The organism is Kitasatospora sp. NPDC096204, from assembly GCF_044763205.1.
Classification (GTDB): Bacteria; Actinomycetota; Actinomycetes; order Streptomycetales; family Streptomycetaceae; genus Kitasatospora.
On record NZ_JBIWFT010000049.1, the window covers coordinates 1 to 15,822 of the forward strand.

Annotated in this window: 8 protein-coding genes and 1 pseudogene; 2 read left to right on the forward strand and 7 right to left on the reverse strand. The window is 71.9% G+C overall.

From position 1 onward, the window contains the following. Positions 1 to 66: 66 nt before the first annotated feature. The 3 genes from ACIQ87_RS35655 to ACIQ87_RS35665 all read right to left on the reverse strand — a co-directional run bounded on the left by ACIQ87_RS35655 (position 67) and on the right by ACIQ87_RS35665 (position 8,530). Positions 67 to 906 (reverse strand): transposase domain-containing protein, encoded by an 840-nt coding sequence (locus ACIQ87_RS35655; RefSeq protein ID WP_402415295.1) that lies wholly within the window; start codon positions 904 to 906, stop codon positions 67 to 69. Positions 907 to 1,552: 646 nt separating this feature from the next. Then, entirely contained in the window at positions 1,553 to 2,572 is a 1,020-nt protein-coding gene (locus ACIQ87_RS35660; RefSeq protein ID WP_402415298.1) for a ricin-type beta-trefoil lectin domain protein, read from the reverse strand. 189 nt (positions 2,573 to 2,761) lie between these two features. Next, on the reverse strand, positions 2,762 to 8,530 hold the full coding sequence (locus ACIQ87_RS35665; protein WP_402415300.1) for a PA14 domain-containing protein: 5,769 nt from the start codon (positions 8,528 to 8,530) through the stop codon (positions 2,762 to 2,764). Between the two features lie 647 nt (positions 8,531 to 9,177). On the opposite strand from ACIQ87_RS35665, the gene ACIQ87_RS35670 reads away from it, so the two are divergent. Next, on the forward strand, positions 9,178 to 9,471 hold the full coding sequence (locus tag ACIQ87_RS35670; RefSeq protein ID WP_402415303.1) for a hypothetical protein: 294 nt from the start codon (positions 9,178 to 9,180) through the stop codon (positions 9,469 to 9,471). A 283-nt stretch (positions 9,472 to 9,754) separates the two neighbouring features. Here ACIQ87_RS35670 and ACIQ87_RS35675 read toward each other — a convergent pair whose 3' ends face one another. Beyond that, a complete protein-coding gene (locus tag ACIQ87_RS35675; protein ID WP_402415304.1) occupies positions 9,755 to 10,876 on the reverse strand; it encodes a TIM44-like domain-containing protein in 1,122 nt (373 codons plus the stop codon). A gap of 532 nt (positions 10,877 to 11,408) precedes the next feature. Then, positions 11,409 to 14,285, reverse strand: a complete 2,877-nt coding sequence (locus ACIQ87_RS35680) for an AfsR/SARP family transcriptional regulator (protein WP_402415305.1) — start codon at positions 14,283 to 14,285, stop codon at positions 11,409 to 11,411. A gap of 188 nt (positions 14,286 to 14,473) precedes the next feature. Here ACIQ87_RS35680 and ACIQ87_RS35685 point away from each other — a divergent pair, with 188 nt between their 5' ends. Beyond that, positions 14,474 to 14,908, forward strand: a complete 435-nt coding sequence (locus ACIQ87_RS35685; protein ID WP_402415307.1) for a DUF2690 domain-containing protein — start codon at positions 14,474 to 14,476, stop codon at positions 14,906 to 14,908. A 168-nt stretch (positions 14,909 to 15,076) separates the two neighbouring features. Here the strand turns inward: ACIQ87_RS35685 and ACIQ87_RS35690 are convergent. Further along, a pseudogene (locus ACIQ87_RS35690) lies at positions 15,077 to 15,421 on the reverse strand (arsenic resistance protein); the annotation flags it as partial. A 79-nt stretch (positions 15,422 to 15,500) separates the two neighbouring features. Beyond that, positions 15,501 to 15,809 carry an ArsR/SmtB family transcription factor gene (locus ACIQ87_RS35695; RefSeq protein WP_402415310.1) on the reverse strand — a complete coding sequence of 103 codons (309 nt, stop codon included), beginning with the start codon at positions 15,807 to 15,809 and terminating at the stop codon, positions 15,501 to 15,503. Between the last annotated feature and the right edge of the window lie 13 nt (positions 15,810 to 15,822).

Below are 15,822 nucleotides of genomic sequence, written 5' to 3' on the forward strand. Positions count from 1 at the left end.
CCTAGAGAAACGGCTCTCAGGCGCCCTCACCCATGTCCGCCCAGGTCAGACCCCAGATTCGTGACTCTAGGCCGCTGAATTACGCGGAACGCAGGGCGGGCGGCGGCGCTGATTGATGCGGCCCACGATCCGGGCGCCGGTGGCGTGGACAGCGGCGAGGAAGTCGTTGCCGTCGAACCCGCGATCCCACAGCACCAGCATGCTGGGGCCCAGATGGTGAAGCAGCCGGGTGGCGTAGGCAGTCTCGCCCACCCCGGTGGGGCCGAACACCGCGCCGATCACCGAGCGGGTTCCGGTCTCGACCAGCGTCATCAACTCGATCTGGGGATAGCCTCGGTGCGGGCAGCCCCCGAGCCAGGCCCGGTTGCGCTCGCTGTCGGGTGTCTTGATGGAACTGCAGCCGTCGAAGGAGACCGTGTGATAGGGGCCGAACCGCGCTCCGGGGGTGCGAGGTTGGGCCAGCGCTCCGGCCACTACCTCGAACAGGACCTTCATCGGGGCGCAGCCGATTCGGCGTCGAAGATCGCGCAGACCCTTGGCGGTCGGTGTCGGGTGCAGGCCGTCGAGGGCCGCGGTCATCTTGGCCCACACCAGTTCGTATCCGACCTCCGGGAACAGGCACATCGCGAGGAGGAAGTACACCCCGACCCGCGAGGGCAGGTCCCGCAGCCTCCGCTGGACCGCACGGGTCTCCTCCAGGACGGCGTCCACCAGCTCGAAGGGCAGCAAAGGGGTCAGGCCCCCGAGGTGCCCGGCAGCGAAACGCCCTGCGGCCAGGGTGATTTCCCGCGTGAGGGTGGTCAGGGCAGGTGGCGAGGCAGAATGGACAGACAACGCGGCTCCACGGGCAGGGCGTCTTGGTCGACACCTGCTCCAACGGGGCCGCGTTGCTTGTGTTCCGCGCACTGCGGTGTACCTCGACCCTTGCCTTGCACCCCGGCCGAAATCCTTAACTACCCGGCCTTGGAAGTTCCACCCTGGGGCTGGACACCGAGGACACCTACTGGTCGCACTGAGCCGAGACCCGACTTCGAGGCCGGGTCACCCCCGCGAGTGCGGGGCCGACAGCACATCAGCAGGTGCGGGCAGTCCGCGCGCGGGAGGCGTGCAGCCGTTCGCTGACGAGTTCCGGGCGAGGCCGTTCGCGCTCCTGCTCCCGCAGATCGTCCCCGTCCGAAACGGCCGCGTGGACGTGGCCGACCCGGCCCGAGTACTACTTCCACGGGCGGCGTCCCGGAGGCCACGGTCCGGTTGCTCGACGGAGTTCCCCGCCAGCTGTCGTTCGGTTCGTCCTGCGCGATCCGGAAGGAGCCCGTCAGGCTGACCGGTTCGCCGTCCGCGAGCGGCACGATGGTGATCGACACCGGCGCGTCCGGCCGGCTCTGGTTCGCCATCGACCCGGCGGGGCGACTCCGGTAGGTCACCAACAGCGCCCGCAGGACGCCCGTCCCGGGGCTGTCCGGCCGGTCGCGGCCGGACAGCCCGGTGTCGTTGACCCGATCCACGGGCCGGTCGGGCCGAGGTGCTCGGACAGCGCCTTTCGGGCGCGCTGTTACGCCGTTCCGGCGCAGTTGGTGAACGTCGGCCGGGTGCGGGCGCTGTAGATGCTCGCGCCGCCGTTGACGTCGTACTTGAGGGGCACGGTGATGGTGTCGTCGGCGGTCCACGGGAAACCCTGGGCGTCGAACGTCCAGGTTCCGGTGGCCTTGGTGGCCAGTTCGGACAGCGTGACCCACCCGTACTGGCGCGGGGGCACGCTCACGGTCAGCTTGTTGCCCATCTCCTGCTTGAGGTCCACCGTGGTCGCGCCGTTGACCTCGGCGGTGACTTCGAGCTGGAGCTTGGCGAGACCGATGTCGCCACCGACGCTCAGGCTTCCCCCGAGCTTGAAGCCGATGGTGTTGGTCCACCCCGTGGTGGTGCTCAGCGAGAACTCCCACGGGATCGTGGTGGAGGTGTCGTTGAACCAGATCGGGGAGACGCACGCCTCCGGCAGCGTGAACGGCGGTGTCTGGCTGGTCGTGGACCACGAGCAGGTCGAGGTGTCCTTGTTGCACCGGGCGGCCGCGTAGTCCACGGCGGTGTTCCACGCCGTCTGGTAGACCTCGGTGGGCAGCGTCCACTGCTGGTACGGCGTGTTGTCGCAGCGGTAGGTGTACACCCAGTTGTCGGTGCCGGGAGGTATCTGGACGGTCAGGCAGGAGTTGTCGCCGACCTGGCGGATCCTGAACGCCTTCTGTGCCGATCCGCCGACCGGTTGGAAGTACCACTGCTCGGACGCGCGTCCGTCACAGGGCTGTTGCCGCAGTTGGTAGCGGGCGGTGGTCAGGTCCATGCACTTGCCGGTGGTGGTGTTCACGATGGCGAAGCCCGAGCCGAGGCTGGTGCCCGTGTTGATCCGCCACGTCGTGGCGGACCCCGGCGCCGGGTTGACGGAGACGGGCGCGTTGTCGTCGTAGCTGCCGTTCTGGACGTCCAGCAGTCTTCCGTTGCTGACGTTGGTGAACGTCAGCTGGATCAGTGCGGTGACCGACTCGCGGCTCTCCTCGCGTGCGGCTGCAGGGGACACCATGATCCCCACCGCCGCGCACAACACCGCTGCGATGACGGTGGCCCTCCTCCAGAAGCTCCGTCTCGGCCTTGATGGTTCGGTTGTCACCGGTGCGTTCCTTTCGTAGCGCGTGTGTCAAGTGAACGGTCGTCCGACTCGCAGTCACGATCGAGGGGAGTCAGGCGCTCTTCGCGGTGGACTGCCGGGTCTCTACGGCCTGTGCCCGGGAGAATTGACCTTGTTCGAAAGGTTGTCCTTGCCTCCGAGTTCGGCGATGAGAGAGGCTTCCTCCTTCTCGCGAGCTCCCTTGCCACCCGGTACGTGGACGAGCAGGACGTCGTCCCCCTTCTCCGTCCTGCCGTCTCTGGCGTGCTCGCCCAGTCGACGGTCGAAGTTGTTGGTCTGTCCCACGTACATGCGCCCTTGCGGGTCCGCTCTGTCCTTGAACGCGTAGACACCCTCTTGCGGCAGGCTGCAACTGTTGTTGTGCACCAGGACGGGGGTGGGCCCTGCCAGTACGTAGTAGGTGTGGACGTGGCCGATGGTGAGGTTGTAGACGGTCTGGCCGTCGACGTCACCGCGATCGTGAACGCTGGTGACGGTCACGCCGTCGACGCCGCGTCCGCTGCGGATGCGGTCGCCGAGTCTCAGGTCCCCTGCGTCGGTCCAGCCCAGGCCGTCCACCCAGAAGGGGTGGTTGGCGGTCGCGGTGATCGTGGTCCCGGGGGTCCGGGCGTCGAGACCGATCTCGATGAGGTGTTTCGTGCCGTGGCCGACGATGACGTCTGTGACGGGTTCGTCCAGGGTCGCGCCGGTGGCGGGGTCGGTGGCTTGGACCCGGTCGCCGACCTGGATGACGCTGATCGGTTTGGTCGAGCCGTCGGCCATCACCACAGGGGTCTCCGTGGAGAAGGAGTTGCACTTCTCTGCGGCTTGCACGGCTTTGCCTACCGTCGAGGCTTCCTTTCCGGCGGTTCTGGCGAGAGTGCCGGCGAGCTTGCCACCGGGGATGGCACCGAGCGCGTCCATGGCGGCTTCCTTGTAGTGTCCTTGCGCCAGCTGCCCGGCCGCGGCTGCGCCGGAGGCGACCGTTCCGATCGGGCCTGGCACGTAGGCCACGACTTCCGCCGCTTTGGTGGCGGTGGAGACGACGGACTTCCAGCCGAAGGTACCGGCGAGGTCCAAGCCGTTGACCGGGTCCGCGTTGACGTAGTCGTAGTCGTTGGCCGATCCGCCCGCGACGGGGTCGACCTGGAGGAAGCGGCCGAGTACCGGCAGGTAGACGCGGGCGCCCATCTCGATGGCCTGGTGGTCGGCCAGGTGTTCCACCGGCCGTTCGTGCTGGCCCAGCCATCCGAAGTCCATCCCGCCGGCGGCGGTGGCGGGGATCGGGACGTCGGTGAAGGAGCCGGTGGCGGGGTCGATGTTCTGGCCGTAGGGGTCGTAGAGGCGGATGTCACCGGTGCGGGTGGCGGCCCCGTCCGCGGTGAACAGCACATCGCCGTGGATGTCGGGGTAGGACCAGTTGGTGCCGGCGTCCCGGTCGTAGTTCTTGGTCAGCAGCACGCCGCCGGGCAGTGCCACGATCCGCTGGAGCAGTCCGCCGTCCTTGCTGAGGATGAGGTCCGCGTCGTCGTGCCTGGAGCTGTAGGAGTAGCGGGTGGTCCCGTTCTTCGACACGTCCGTGGCACCGGTGACCGTGCGGGCGGTCAGTCTGTCGGCCGGGTCCCGGGTGTACGAGATCGTGGTCCCGGACGCGGTCGTGGTCTGGACGTGCCGTTTGGCGGCGTCGTAACCCAGGGTGTCGCCCCCGGCTTTGACCGTGTCGCCGAGGTTGTCGTAGCCGAATGACAGTGCGGTGCCGCCGCTGGTGGACGTCAGCCGGTCGGCACCGTCGTAGCAGTAGCTGGTGGCGACCGCCGGGGCACCGTTGAGGCTGTCGGTGGACGCGGTGCGATTGGTGTTCAGCCCGGCGGCCTTCGCCGTCCCGCAGCCGTCGGTCGGGTCGAACCGGTAGGTGAGCTGGTGGTGCGGGACGCTCGCCGCGACGAGCCGGCCCACCGTGTCATAGGTGTAGGCGTAGGTCGCGACGGACTTCCCGTCCGCGGTCACCACGTCGTCGGTGACACGGTTGTCACGGGACCGGGTGACCGTGTCGACGACCGTGGACGTGGCAGTCCTCCACGTCAACGCCGTTGCTTTGCCCGTGCTGTTGCGCATCAGCGAGTCCAGGCGGGATCCGTTGCCGTAGGCGACACCGACCAGTTCGGTGGCGGCGTCGTAGGCGGGCGTGGCGACGGTGGCCCCGTCCACCTTGACGTCGGTCAACTGGTTGGCGTCGTTCCAGGCGTACGCCACGGTGCTGGACACGCCCTTGACGGTGGTGGTGTCACTGACCAGCCGCCCGACCTGGTCGTACGTGGAGGTCGAGGTGACGCCGTTGGCGTCGGTGTAGCGGACCTCCTGGCCGAGGAGGTCGATCCCCGTGGTGATCGACCCGTTCTCGTCGGTCGTCTTCGAGATCAGCGGATCACCGCCGACCGCCCAGTCCGTGACGACCGTACGACCCGGCTTGCCCCCGTAGGCGGGAACGCTCTTCCTGACCACCCGTCCACGTGCGTCGTAGCTGTTGCAGGCCCACGGCTCGTCGTTGACGCGCTGGGCCACCACGCGGCCTGCCTCGTCGTACACCGTCTCGCCGGTGAGGGTCGGCCCGTTGCCTGGTTTGGCTGCGGTGGTGGTCTTGGCCATGCCGCCCTGGTTGGCGGCCGTCGTGCTCGGATCACAGGGGTTGGCACGGGTCTCGGAGTCGCCGTAGTAGACGGTCGTGGTGCGCTTGTCGGGGTCGGTGACGTCGCCGGCGGGCATGGCCGAGGCGAGTTTGCGCAGATAGCTCTCGCCGGGCCGCTCGTAGCTGGAGCGGGCGGTGAGGTCGAGCCCGCCGGGATCAGCCGTTGTGGAGACGGCGAGCCCGTACACCGGGTCGATTCCCGCCGCCGGATCGGAGAAGCCGGTAGCGGTGCGCCTGGACGGCGCCCGTTCCTTGTCGCCGCCGGAGGTGTCCTCGGTGGTCGTGCTGGTCGCCCAGCCGTAGCGGGGGGCGAGGTTCGTCCCGGGCACCGGGACCGGCGCGTCGGCGCCGGGCGGGGTCCAGGTGAAGGCCAGCGCGCCGGTCGTCCCGTAGCGGTTGTAGTAGTCGACCCTGACCCGGTGCCGACTGCCGGCCGTGGTGTTGGTGTACTTGCCGGTGACCGCGGTGGCGGGCTTGTCGCTCCAGCTGTCGACGGTCAGAACGTCGTCGACCCAGAGACGGACGCCGTCGACCGCGGTGAACCCGAGGCCGTAGTCCCCGGTCGCGGGGAACCGGACCTCGCCGGTGAACCGGCCCGACCAGCCACCGGTGTTGGCCACCGGCGGGCTCGCTCCCCACGACCGGGCCAGCGATCCGTCAGCGGAGCCGACCCCGGTGGCAAAAACCTTCGGAACACCCGCCAGCTCCGGGTTGTCGTAGAAGGCGGCCGACAGCCCCGTCAGCCCCTCGTCGTAGCTGGTGTGGCTGTGCGGCACCTTCGCCGCACACGCGGCCGTCGGGGTCGGTCCGCTGAAGCAGGACGCCGGTGCGGGCCCGTACTTGTCGACCGGGCGGTCGGCGTGGTCGTACACCGTGGTGGAGCGTCGGCCGGCACTGTCGACCGCGGCGGTGGCCTGGTCCTTGGCGTTCCACTCCGCGGAGATGCTCGCCCCGGTGACGTCGGTGGTGACCAGGGTGCGGCCGGCGTCGTCGTAGGTCACGGTGCGCGAACGGGTCGAGTCGTACACCCCGGCCAGCGCCACGGTGGCCTGCTTGCGGTCGAGGTAGTACTGGTAGAAGTGCTCGGCCCGCAGCCCGCTCGACCGGCCGTCCGGAGCCGGTGCCAGCACCTGAACCGCGCGCAGGGCGGGCGGGTCCTGGGGCTGTTCGACCACGGAGTCGTAGCCGATCACCGTGCAGGCGGCGGCGGTGTCGCCGGTGTTGGTGCACCCGTTCGCCGCGGACGGGGCCTGGCGGGCCACCCAGTCGTAGGCCAGACTGCCGCGGAGGGTGGCCAGCGGCCCGATGCTGTCCAGGGCTTTCTGCTTCTCCTCCTCGTTGTCGCCGGCCTGGTCGTAGCGCTCCTTGGCCGAGGCCCGGCCGACGTAGTCGAAGTCCTGCATGGCCGCGCCGGGATTCTCGATCCGGGCCAGGGTGCCCATCTGGTACCACAGCCGGGTCTCGCTGCCGTCCCAGTAGCGGATCCGGCACAGCATCTGCGCCGGGGCCGGGTCCGAGCCCGGCGGGCGGGGCACCCCGCCGTAACAGCTGTCGCCGCCGTCGGTGTTGTAGAACAGCTGGTGCGACCGGCCGGAGACCGGGTCCTTGATCCGGGTCAGCCGGGGCGGCGTCCCGCTGTAGACGTACTGCAGGGCCGCGGGCTTCGTGCCGTCCAGCACCGACTCCACGGCGGCCAGCGTGCCGTCGGGGTTGAACAGCGATACCGTGTCGCCCTCGGTGACCGAGATCCGGCCCGCGCCGTCGAAGGCGAGCACACCGTCCTCCCCGACCGGGGGCGTGTAGCCGCCCGTGGAGGCCTTGGCCCAGGTGTGCTTGCCGCCGGCGGCATCGGTGAGCACGACCGAGCCGTCCAGCATCTCGGCGTGGCTGTAGCCGCTGGACTGCGCCGACAGCGTCCACCCCGGCGGCAGCGACTCCGAGTCCGAGGAGAACAGCCATTCCGTCGGCACGATCCGCGGTTCGAGATTGTGGCTGCGCTGGTCGTCGGCGCCGATGCTGCTCTTGGCCCACAGCACCATGCGGGGGCGCTGGTCGGAGTGGTGGTACAACTCGACGCGGACGGGCACCAGCTGACCGGCTTTCAGCGTGACCTCCTGGGCCCTGTGCGGGCCGGGCAGCAGGAAGTCGTCGCCGGGATCGCCGGGGTCGGGGTTGTCGTAGACCAGCTTGTCGCCCAGCCAGACCCGCGCACCGTCGGTGTGCGCGCCCGCGAACCGGAAGTCCCCGGTCACCGGGGCCTTGAACTGCCCCTCCCAGCGCACGACGAACCAGTTCTTGTCCAGCGCGGGCGGCATCGGGTTGTCCCGCCACGGCAGGTTGTCCGGGTTGCCGGTCCACGCGATGCCCCAGTCCAGGTTGACCTGGGACTCGCCGCGCACCATCACCGGGGTCGCGTCCGGGGCGCCCGCGTGCCGCGAGTCGTTGAAGTACGAGGCGCGCACGCCGTGCGGGGCGCCCTGCCGGGAGTTGTACGCGAGGTTCACCCCGGCCGGTCCGCCGACGGTCTGGAACGAGGGCCCGGCGGCCTCGACGTGTGCGTTGCCGTTGAACAGGTTCACCGTCACCGGCCCCAGGTGGTCGGTCGGTGCCGGCCCCGGATCGCCCACCCGCTGGTTGACCGTGAAGTGCCCGACCCACTGCGGCGCCGTCGCCGTCGTCGCGCCGGGCGTCGAGGTGGCGGCCGTCCAGGTGTAGCGGCCGCCGTCGTGCAGCACGTGCTTGGGGACCGTCCACTGCGGCTGGTCGAGGCACCCGGAGTCCACCACGCTGCCCGAGCGGCCGTCGAACCCGGTGGAGACCTTGAAGCAGTACAGGACACCGTCGCCGACCGCGGCCACCTGCAACACCGGCGTCTCCGTGCCCACCACCGCACCGTCGACCGGGGAGACCGGACTGGTCTGCGGTGCCGGTTCTGCGCCGGACACCGGCCTCCGCGCGTCGGACCGGGTGTGCTCACCGGTCGCCAGGGGCTTGAAGTCGGCCGTCGGCTGCTCGGGTTCGGCCTGCGGTAGCCGCTTGCCCGCTGACGGCACCGACAGGATCGGCAGATCCCTCGGCACCGTCTTCGACGCCGCCGGCGCGGAGGCCGCCGACCCGGAGGCCGCCGGCACCGCTTCCGCCTGCGTCAGCGAGACCAGCAGCGCCATCGCCGGCGCGAACACGATCATCCGTAACCACGATCGCGCGGATGTCCGCGCTCTGCCGTTACCCCGGGACAAGACCCCTCCAACACTGTCGGCGTCCACCGGAACCCGCGGCCGACAGGCCGCGCGTCCTCCCACGCCCGCACCCGGTGGGTCGTTGGTCCGCCCGGGCAACGAACGACTGAGATGTTCCGCGACCTGACGGCCCGGGGGAGCGGATTCCGTAGACCTTGGCCGGAATCCCCGTACCGTCGGGCGCGCCACCGAACGCTCCCCCGGCGGACCGGCCACCATCACCGCACCGTTCCCGTCAGGGACATGTCCAAAATCGCGCGCTCCGGCCCGTGGAAGCGGAGCCGCCCACCGACCGCCGTCGGCACCACCCCGACTTGGCTTGAACCGCACGGCGGTTGCGCCGCCTGACGCCGTTGCGCTCCGTGGTCCGGATGAAGGCGCCCACGAAGGTCGGGTCGGCCCCGCCTGCGCGGGGGTGACCCGGTGGCCGGCAGCAGGTCGAGTTCGGGCAGGATGTCGGCCCCGCCAGCGCGGAGGCGGGCGAAGACGTCGGCGGTCGTGGGCTACCTGGCATTCGGCCCATCGGGCCTGCCCTCAAAGGGCGATCCCTGCCCGTTCCTGCCGCGGCACCGGCCCGAAATGGCTATGCACACGGTATGAGAATCACCTGCCGCGCCGCTCTCGGCGTCCTGTTGATGACCGCTGCCGCCTTGGCCCTGCCCGTCGGCCCGGCCGCCGCAGCCACCGGAAACCTCTACCTCAACAACGAAGAGGTCTACAGGAACCCCTCCGGCTGCTACCCCCTGGAGGACTCCAGCATCGTCGACAACAACACCGACACGGCCGTGACCGTCTACTCGGGTCCGGACTGCAACGGAGACGAGCTCGGCCGCATCAGCGCCGGTGACGATGAACTCACCACCGGCGCCCAGAGCCTCTACATCCCCTGAATCCCTGCCCCGATCTCGCCGTCAGCCCCGGACCGGCCGGGAAGTGGCGGTCGGGGCGTGGCTAGCGGCCCTGGCACCCCAGACAGCGACCCCGGGAATCGGCCTGCCCGTGCGAAGGTGACCCGTTCCCGGACCATCGCGGCGAGCGGTCGGTCGCGCTGCTCATCGCCGTCGAGTCCGCGCCTCCCGCATGGAGGTGGCCCGATCGGGCTCAGCCGTTTCGTCTCCGAGATCGGGTCCACTTCGCCGGCGCGGGAGGTGACCCTGGCGGTGGGGGGTGTGGCTATTGCGTGTCGGTGGCGATCACGGTCCATGCCTTGGCGGAGGTGTCGTCCAGTCGCAGGTCGAAGGTGAAGGCCATCGGCCCGCGCTTGCGCGCGTCACCGCGCAGTACCTGTTCGGTGCGGCGGTCGACTTCGTAGTAGACGCCCAGCGCGTCGACCGCGACGCGGAAGACGACCGGGTCGCGTGAGACCAGCGAGCGCACCGTGACCGACGTGACGGCGGCCTCGCGCAGGACGGTCCGACGGGCCGTGCGGACGGGGGTGAAGTCCAGGCTGCCGTCGTTCATGACCCACTCCTCGAGGAACCGCTCGACGGCGACCTCGAGGACCGCCCTGTCGAAGCGGCCGTCGAGGACGCTCAGATCGCCGGCGGCGGTGTCGGCGTCCGTGCTCCACGAGATGTTGGTGAGGGAGAGGATGTCGCTCGCCCCGGTGACAGTGCTCTTCTGCGCGACCTCGAGCACCGCGTCCCGGGCGACCTCCTTCTGGTCCCAGCCGTCGGTCTCGATGGCGCTGCTCAGATGGTGCGCCCCCTCGGCGGCCTGCTCGACCGAGGACACGATCCACTCGCCGGCCGCGCTCTTGCGCAGCGTCCAGTACTCGACCGGACGCGTCGAGCCGTCCTTGCGCACGGCCTGCCCGCCGTCGCCGCGGCGAACGTGGTCGCGGAGCGTCGCGGTGATCCGGAAGGTGACGGTGTCGTTCACCTCACCCGCCCGGTTGGCGACGTCGACCAGCTCGACCACCGGACCGTCGACGATCTCCACGACGTTGACCTCGCCACGCGACTCGTAGTCGCGCAGCTCCTCGGCCCACTTGCCGTACAGCACCGGGGACAGGATCCGCTGCAGCGTGGCGTGATCGTGTCCGGTCCAGGCCCGCTGGGCCGTCTCGTACAGCCACACCGCGCGGCGCTCGAGCGCCGCGCGGTCGAAGGTCGCATCGGTGTCGGCGATGGCATCGACCCGGGCCGAGACCCGGGCAGCGCGCTCGCGGGCCTGCGCGTCCGCGCGGTGCGCCGTACGGTCCGAGACCGTGTTCAGTTCGCCTGCCAGCGCCGCCTTGCGCCGCCGGGACCTGAGCCACAGGATCAGCAGGACCACGGCCACGATCACCAGCACGGCGACGAGCCCACCGCCACCGGCTCCGAAACCACTCCCGAAGCCGAATCCGAAACCGCCGCCGGTCGACCCGTGGAAGCCGCCACCGCCATGACTGCCACCGCCCCCGCCACCCCCGAACCCATGACCGCCACCCCCACCGCGGGCATAAGCAACCGTCGGGCCGCTCAGCGCGACTGCTCCCGCGACCACACATATCCACCGACGGACGAGCACCGGACCTCCTACCAGAACCGCAGACCTTCCAGGCGGGCAAGCGTACAAGTCGGGGGTACGCGGGAAACTTCGAGACCAACGGACCACCTCGGGAGGAGTGCGCTCCGCCCGCGCCGGGTAGGGCTGGCGAGCCCGCGGGAATCCTGGTGCTCGCCCGCACGGCAGCCCCCTACCGGGGCCCGGCGCCCACTGCGCCGCACTGCGCCCGGCCCTGGCAGCGCTGATCGACGGACTGGTGTCCCGGGCCGTGGCCGAGCGGTAGCGGCACCCGAGCAGTAGCCGAGGCCGGGCGGCAGCGGGCGGGCGGGCGGGCGGGTCAGCGCCCGGGCGGCGCGGCCGCGGAGAGTTCGGCGAGGAGGGCGCGCACCCGGTCCGCCCCCGGAAGGCCGTGTTCCCGCTGGAGGGCGAGGGCCTCCCGGCAGGCCAGCCGGGCCGACTCCGGGTCGCCCAGGGCCTGCCGGGCCTCGGCGAGGGCGGTGAGGGTGTCCGCCGTGCCGGAGTGGTCTCCCAGGTAGCGGAAGTGACCGAGGGCCCGCTCGTAGCAGCGGACCGCCTCGCCGGGCCGGGCCGAGCCCAGGTAGACGAAGCCCAGGCTGTCCCAGGTGTAGGCCTGGCCGGTGCGGTTGCCGACCTCCTGGAACAGCGCCAGGGCCCGTTCGCAGTCCGTCAGCGCGCCTTCGTGGTCGCCCAGCTGGGCCCGGTACCAGCCGATCGCGTTGTGGGCGCTGGCCTGCCCCGCTCGGTGCCCGGCCGCCCGGTAGTGGGCCAGGGTCCGCTCGGCGTGGTCGAGCGCCCCGCGGTGGTCGCCGGCCCGCTGCAGGACGAAGGCGACGGTGCGGTGGGTGTGCGCCAGGCCGGGGTCGTCACCCAGCGCCGCGTACCGCTCCAGCGCCAGGTCGAGCTGCGCCCGCGCCTCGTCGGTCCGACCGGTCCAGGCCAGCGCGAGGCCGAGGCCGTGGTGGCTGTGCGCCCGCCCCGCCGGATCCCCGGCGCGGCGGGCCGACTCCAGGGCGGTCCGCGCGGTGGCCACCCAGGCCCGCCAGTGGCCCACCCGCTGCAGGTAGGTGGCCATCGACCAGGCCAGTTGCCAGGCGTGGCCGTCGAAGCCGGACCGCGCGGCCTGCCGGACGGCGTCGAGCAGCACGGCCGACCGCGCGGCGAACCAGGCCTGGGCCTCCTCCTGGCCGGCCAGCCGCTCGGGGGCGGCGCGGGGCGGGCGGAGCACGATCGGGTCGCGGTGCGGGTCCAGCAGGCGGTCGGCCGCACAGGCGGTGTGCAGGTAGTGGTCGAGGACCCGCCCGAGGGCCGTGTGCCGGTCCCGCTCAGGGTCCTCGGCGAGGGCGCGTTCGGTGGCGTAGGCGCGCAGCAGGTCGTGGAACTGGTAGCGGCCCGGGGCGTGCTGGTGCAGCAGGTTGGCGGCGGTCAGCTCGGCGAGCGCCGACCGGGCGCCGTGCTCCGGCAGGCCGGCGATCGCCGCGGCGGCCGGCGCGCCGACGTCGGGGCCGGGGTGCAGGCCGAGCAGCCGGAACAGCCGCGCGGACACCGGGGACAGCGCCCGGTAGGACCAGGAGAAGACCGTCGCCAGGTCGGTGTGCCGGCCGTCCCCGGTGGACAGCGCCGCGATCCGGTGCCGCTCCTGCGCGAGCTCCTCGGCGAGGGCGGACAGCGGCAGGTGCGCGGCGGTGGCCGCGCGGGCGGCGGCGATGCTCAGGGCCAGCGGCAGCCGGGCGCACCGCTCGACCACGGCGGCCACCGCCTCCGGCTCGGCGTCGACACGCTCCGGGCCGAGCAGGCCCGCCAGCAGCTCCCGCGACCCGTCCGCGTCCAACAGGCCGAGGGTCAGCTGCCGGACGTACCCGTCGACGAGCAGGCCGGGCAGCTGCCGCCGGCTGGTCACGATGACCAGGCAGCTCGTGGTGCCGGGCAGCAGTGCCCTCACCTGGTCGGCGTCGTGGGCGTTGTCCAGGACCAGCAGCAGCCGCCGGTCCGCGACCAGGGTGCGGTACAGCCCGCTCTGGGCGTCCACGGTGGCCGGAATGCGCTCCGCCGGGACGCCGAGCCCCTCCAGCAGACCCCGGACGGCCTCCTCCGGGGACATCGGTGTGCCGCTGGGGTCGAAGCCGCGCAGGTTCACGTACAGCTGCCCGTCCGGGAAGCGCTCGCGCACCCGCCGGGCCCAGGACAGCGCGAGCGTGGTCTTGCCGATGCCCGCGCTGCCGGCGATCGACGCGACGGCCACCGCCGCGCCGTCCTGACCGGTCGCGTCGAGGTGCCGGTCCAGCGCCTCCAGCTCGCGGGCGCGGCCCACCAGGCGCCGTACCGGCAGGGGAAGTTGGCTCGGAGTGGTGGGCAGCGGCCCGGGGGTGGGAGCGGCCGGAGCGGGAACGGCAGAAGTGGGAGGAGTGGGCGTGCCGGGCGCCCGGGCGGCCGGGGCCAGCTCCGGGTCGGCCTCCAGGATCCGCTGGTGCAGCCGCCGCAGCGGAGCGCCGGGATCGATGCCCAGGTCGTCGGTGAGCCGCGCCCGGGCGGACCGGTAGTGGTCGAGGGCTTCCGCCACCCGCCCGCAGCGGTACAGGGCGAGCATCAGCTGCCCGCACAGCCGCTCGTCCAAGGGGTGCTCCCCGGCCCGCGCCCGCAGCCCGGCGAGCTGCTCCCGGTGCCGGCCGCGGCGCAACGCGACGTCGGTGCGGTCCAGTTCGGCGGCGAGCCGCTCCTGCGACAGGGCCGGACGCAGGGTGTCCAGCCAGGGCGACTCCAGGGTGCCGAAGGGCTCACCGCGCCACAGTCCGAGCGCCTGCTCGTACAGGTCGGCGGCCCGTTCGTCGTCGGCGGTGAGACGCGCCCGGTCGACCAGCTCCCGGAAGCGGTACAGGTCGACGTCCGAGGGGGCCGCGGTCAACACGTAGCCGTCGGGCCCGCGGACGATCGTCGGGCCGGTGCCGCCCCCGGTGAGGGCGCCGCGCAGGCGGGACAGGTAGCCGTAGAGGGTGTCGCGGGCACGGCGGGGCGGATGGTCGCTCCACACCAGGTGGACGAGTCGGTCGACGGGGAGCGGACGCTCCAGCCGGACCAGCAGGGCGGCCAGCACGCACCGCTGCCGGGCGTGCCCGAGGTCGACCGGCCGGCCGCCGACGACCGCCTCGACACCGCCCAGCAACCGGAACTCCACCACCGCGCCCCCTCGCGTACCCACCCGTTCAGGCTGGCACGAACTCCCCACGTGGCCAAGCGGATTGCAGATCTGCTGCAGGTTCCTCCCAGGTCGCCCTCCCAGGATGGTGCTCACCGCGGCGGCCACCGCCCGACCAGGGACGGCGGGCCGGCGCGGCCGACTCGACCCACGCCCGGGCACGGCCCCGGGCCGACGGAAGGACACCTGTGATGCGAGCACTTCCCACCCGCACCCGCGTCTCCCGGCGCGCCGCCCTGCTGGTGGCGAGCGCGGCCCTGGCCACGGGGTTCGCCGGGACGACCACGACGACGGCCACCGCCGCTCCGGCTCCGCTGGCGGGGACCTGCACCTTCGACAGCCCGATCCCGGCGCAGGTCGCCTACACCGGCGATGTCAAGATCGAGCTGCGCTACAGCACCACCACCCGCTGCGCCTGGGGCCGCATCACGAACGCCACCCCGGGCGACTCGGTGTGGACCCACCGCTCCTACGACGGCGGGAACTCCTTCGAGCGGCTGGACATCGCGACGGTCCAGTACGGCTCGGACACCCACACCGCCTCGCGGTACGACGGCGGGGTGCTGATGCGCGCCTGCGCGCTGAACCACCGCACGGGGCTGACCAACTGCACGAAGTGGTACTGAGCGGCGGGCTCCCCGTCACGCTCCGCCCGGCGCGGGGGGATCGAGGCGGAGCGTGACGGTGCCCGCCCACCGGCCCCGCCGGGCGTCGGGGCTTCCGGCGCCCGGCGGGTCGCGGGGCGAAGCCCGTGCGGTCATCGGCGGTCCTGCCGCCTCCGTCAGCTCTCCCGGGCCGACGATGATCAGACCGGTGCGGTACTCGGGCAGGTCCGGCAGGAAGGCCCAGGCGAGGGAGAACATCACCACCGGGCCGACCAGCCAGTTGATCACCAGTGAGGAGACCATCGGCCTGCGGTCGCCGGTGACGGCGTCGAGGCGGTCGTAGCGGACCTTCGCCAGCAGCGGGTACATCATGACCAGCGGGCCGAGCGCGATCGGCAGGGAGATCCCGCCGATCTCGACCTTGGCCGGCGCGTCGTTCAGGCCGGGGATCAGACGTCCGAGCCCGAGGCCGACGGCCATCGCGGCGAGGATCCACACCGCGAGGTAGCGGTCCGGGAAGGAGAGCCTGCGGACCGGTCCGGCCCCGGGGCGGCCCGGCGGAGCGGTGGTCCGGCCTCGGCGCGGTCCGGCGGGGCGGTGGTCCTGGTCGGGCTCACCGGCAGGACCTCTTCGTGTCGGCATTGGCTCGGGCGGTGGCGGCGAGGTCGGCGAACCCGCCCGACAGGGCCTCCAGGGCCTCCGGCCTGAGCCGGTAGTACGTGAACCGCCCGCACGGCTCGGTGTCCACCAGGCCGGCCTCGCGCAGCACCTTCAGGTGGTTGGAGAGGTTGGTCTGGCGGGCGCCGGTCTCCTCCACCAGGTGCGTGGTGCACAGGGTCTCGCGGGCCAGCAGGGTCACGATCCGGAGCCTGAGCGGGTCGGCCAGCACCCGCAACAGTTCAGCGTCGACTGATATCAGCATGAACTGATATTTT

What these genes read in the sequence shown, in the direction of transcription:
- ACIQ87_RS35660 (WP_402415298.1), bottom strand. Translation starts at nt 2,572, where the DNA reads ATGGTGTCCCCTGCAGCCGCACGCGAGGAGAGCCGCGAGTCGGTCACC.
- ACIQ87_RS35665 (WP_402415300.1), bottom strand. Translation starts at nt 8,530, where the DNA reads ATGATCGTGTTCGCGCCGGCGATGGCGCTGCTGGTCTCGCTGACGCAG.
- ACIQ87_RS35670 (WP_402415303.1), top strand. Translation starts at nt 9,178, where the DNA reads ATGAGAATCACCTGCCGCGCCGCTCTCGGCGTCCTGTTGATGACCGCT.
- ACIQ87_RS35685 (WP_402415307.1), top strand. Translation starts at nt 14,474, where the DNA reads ATGCGAGCACTTCCCACCCGCACCCGCGTCTCCCGGCGCGCCGCCCTG.
- ACIQ87_RS35695 (WP_402415310.1), bottom strand. Translation starts at nt 15,809, where the DNA reads ATGCTGATATCAGTCGACGCTGAACTGTTGCGGGTGCTGGCCGACCCG.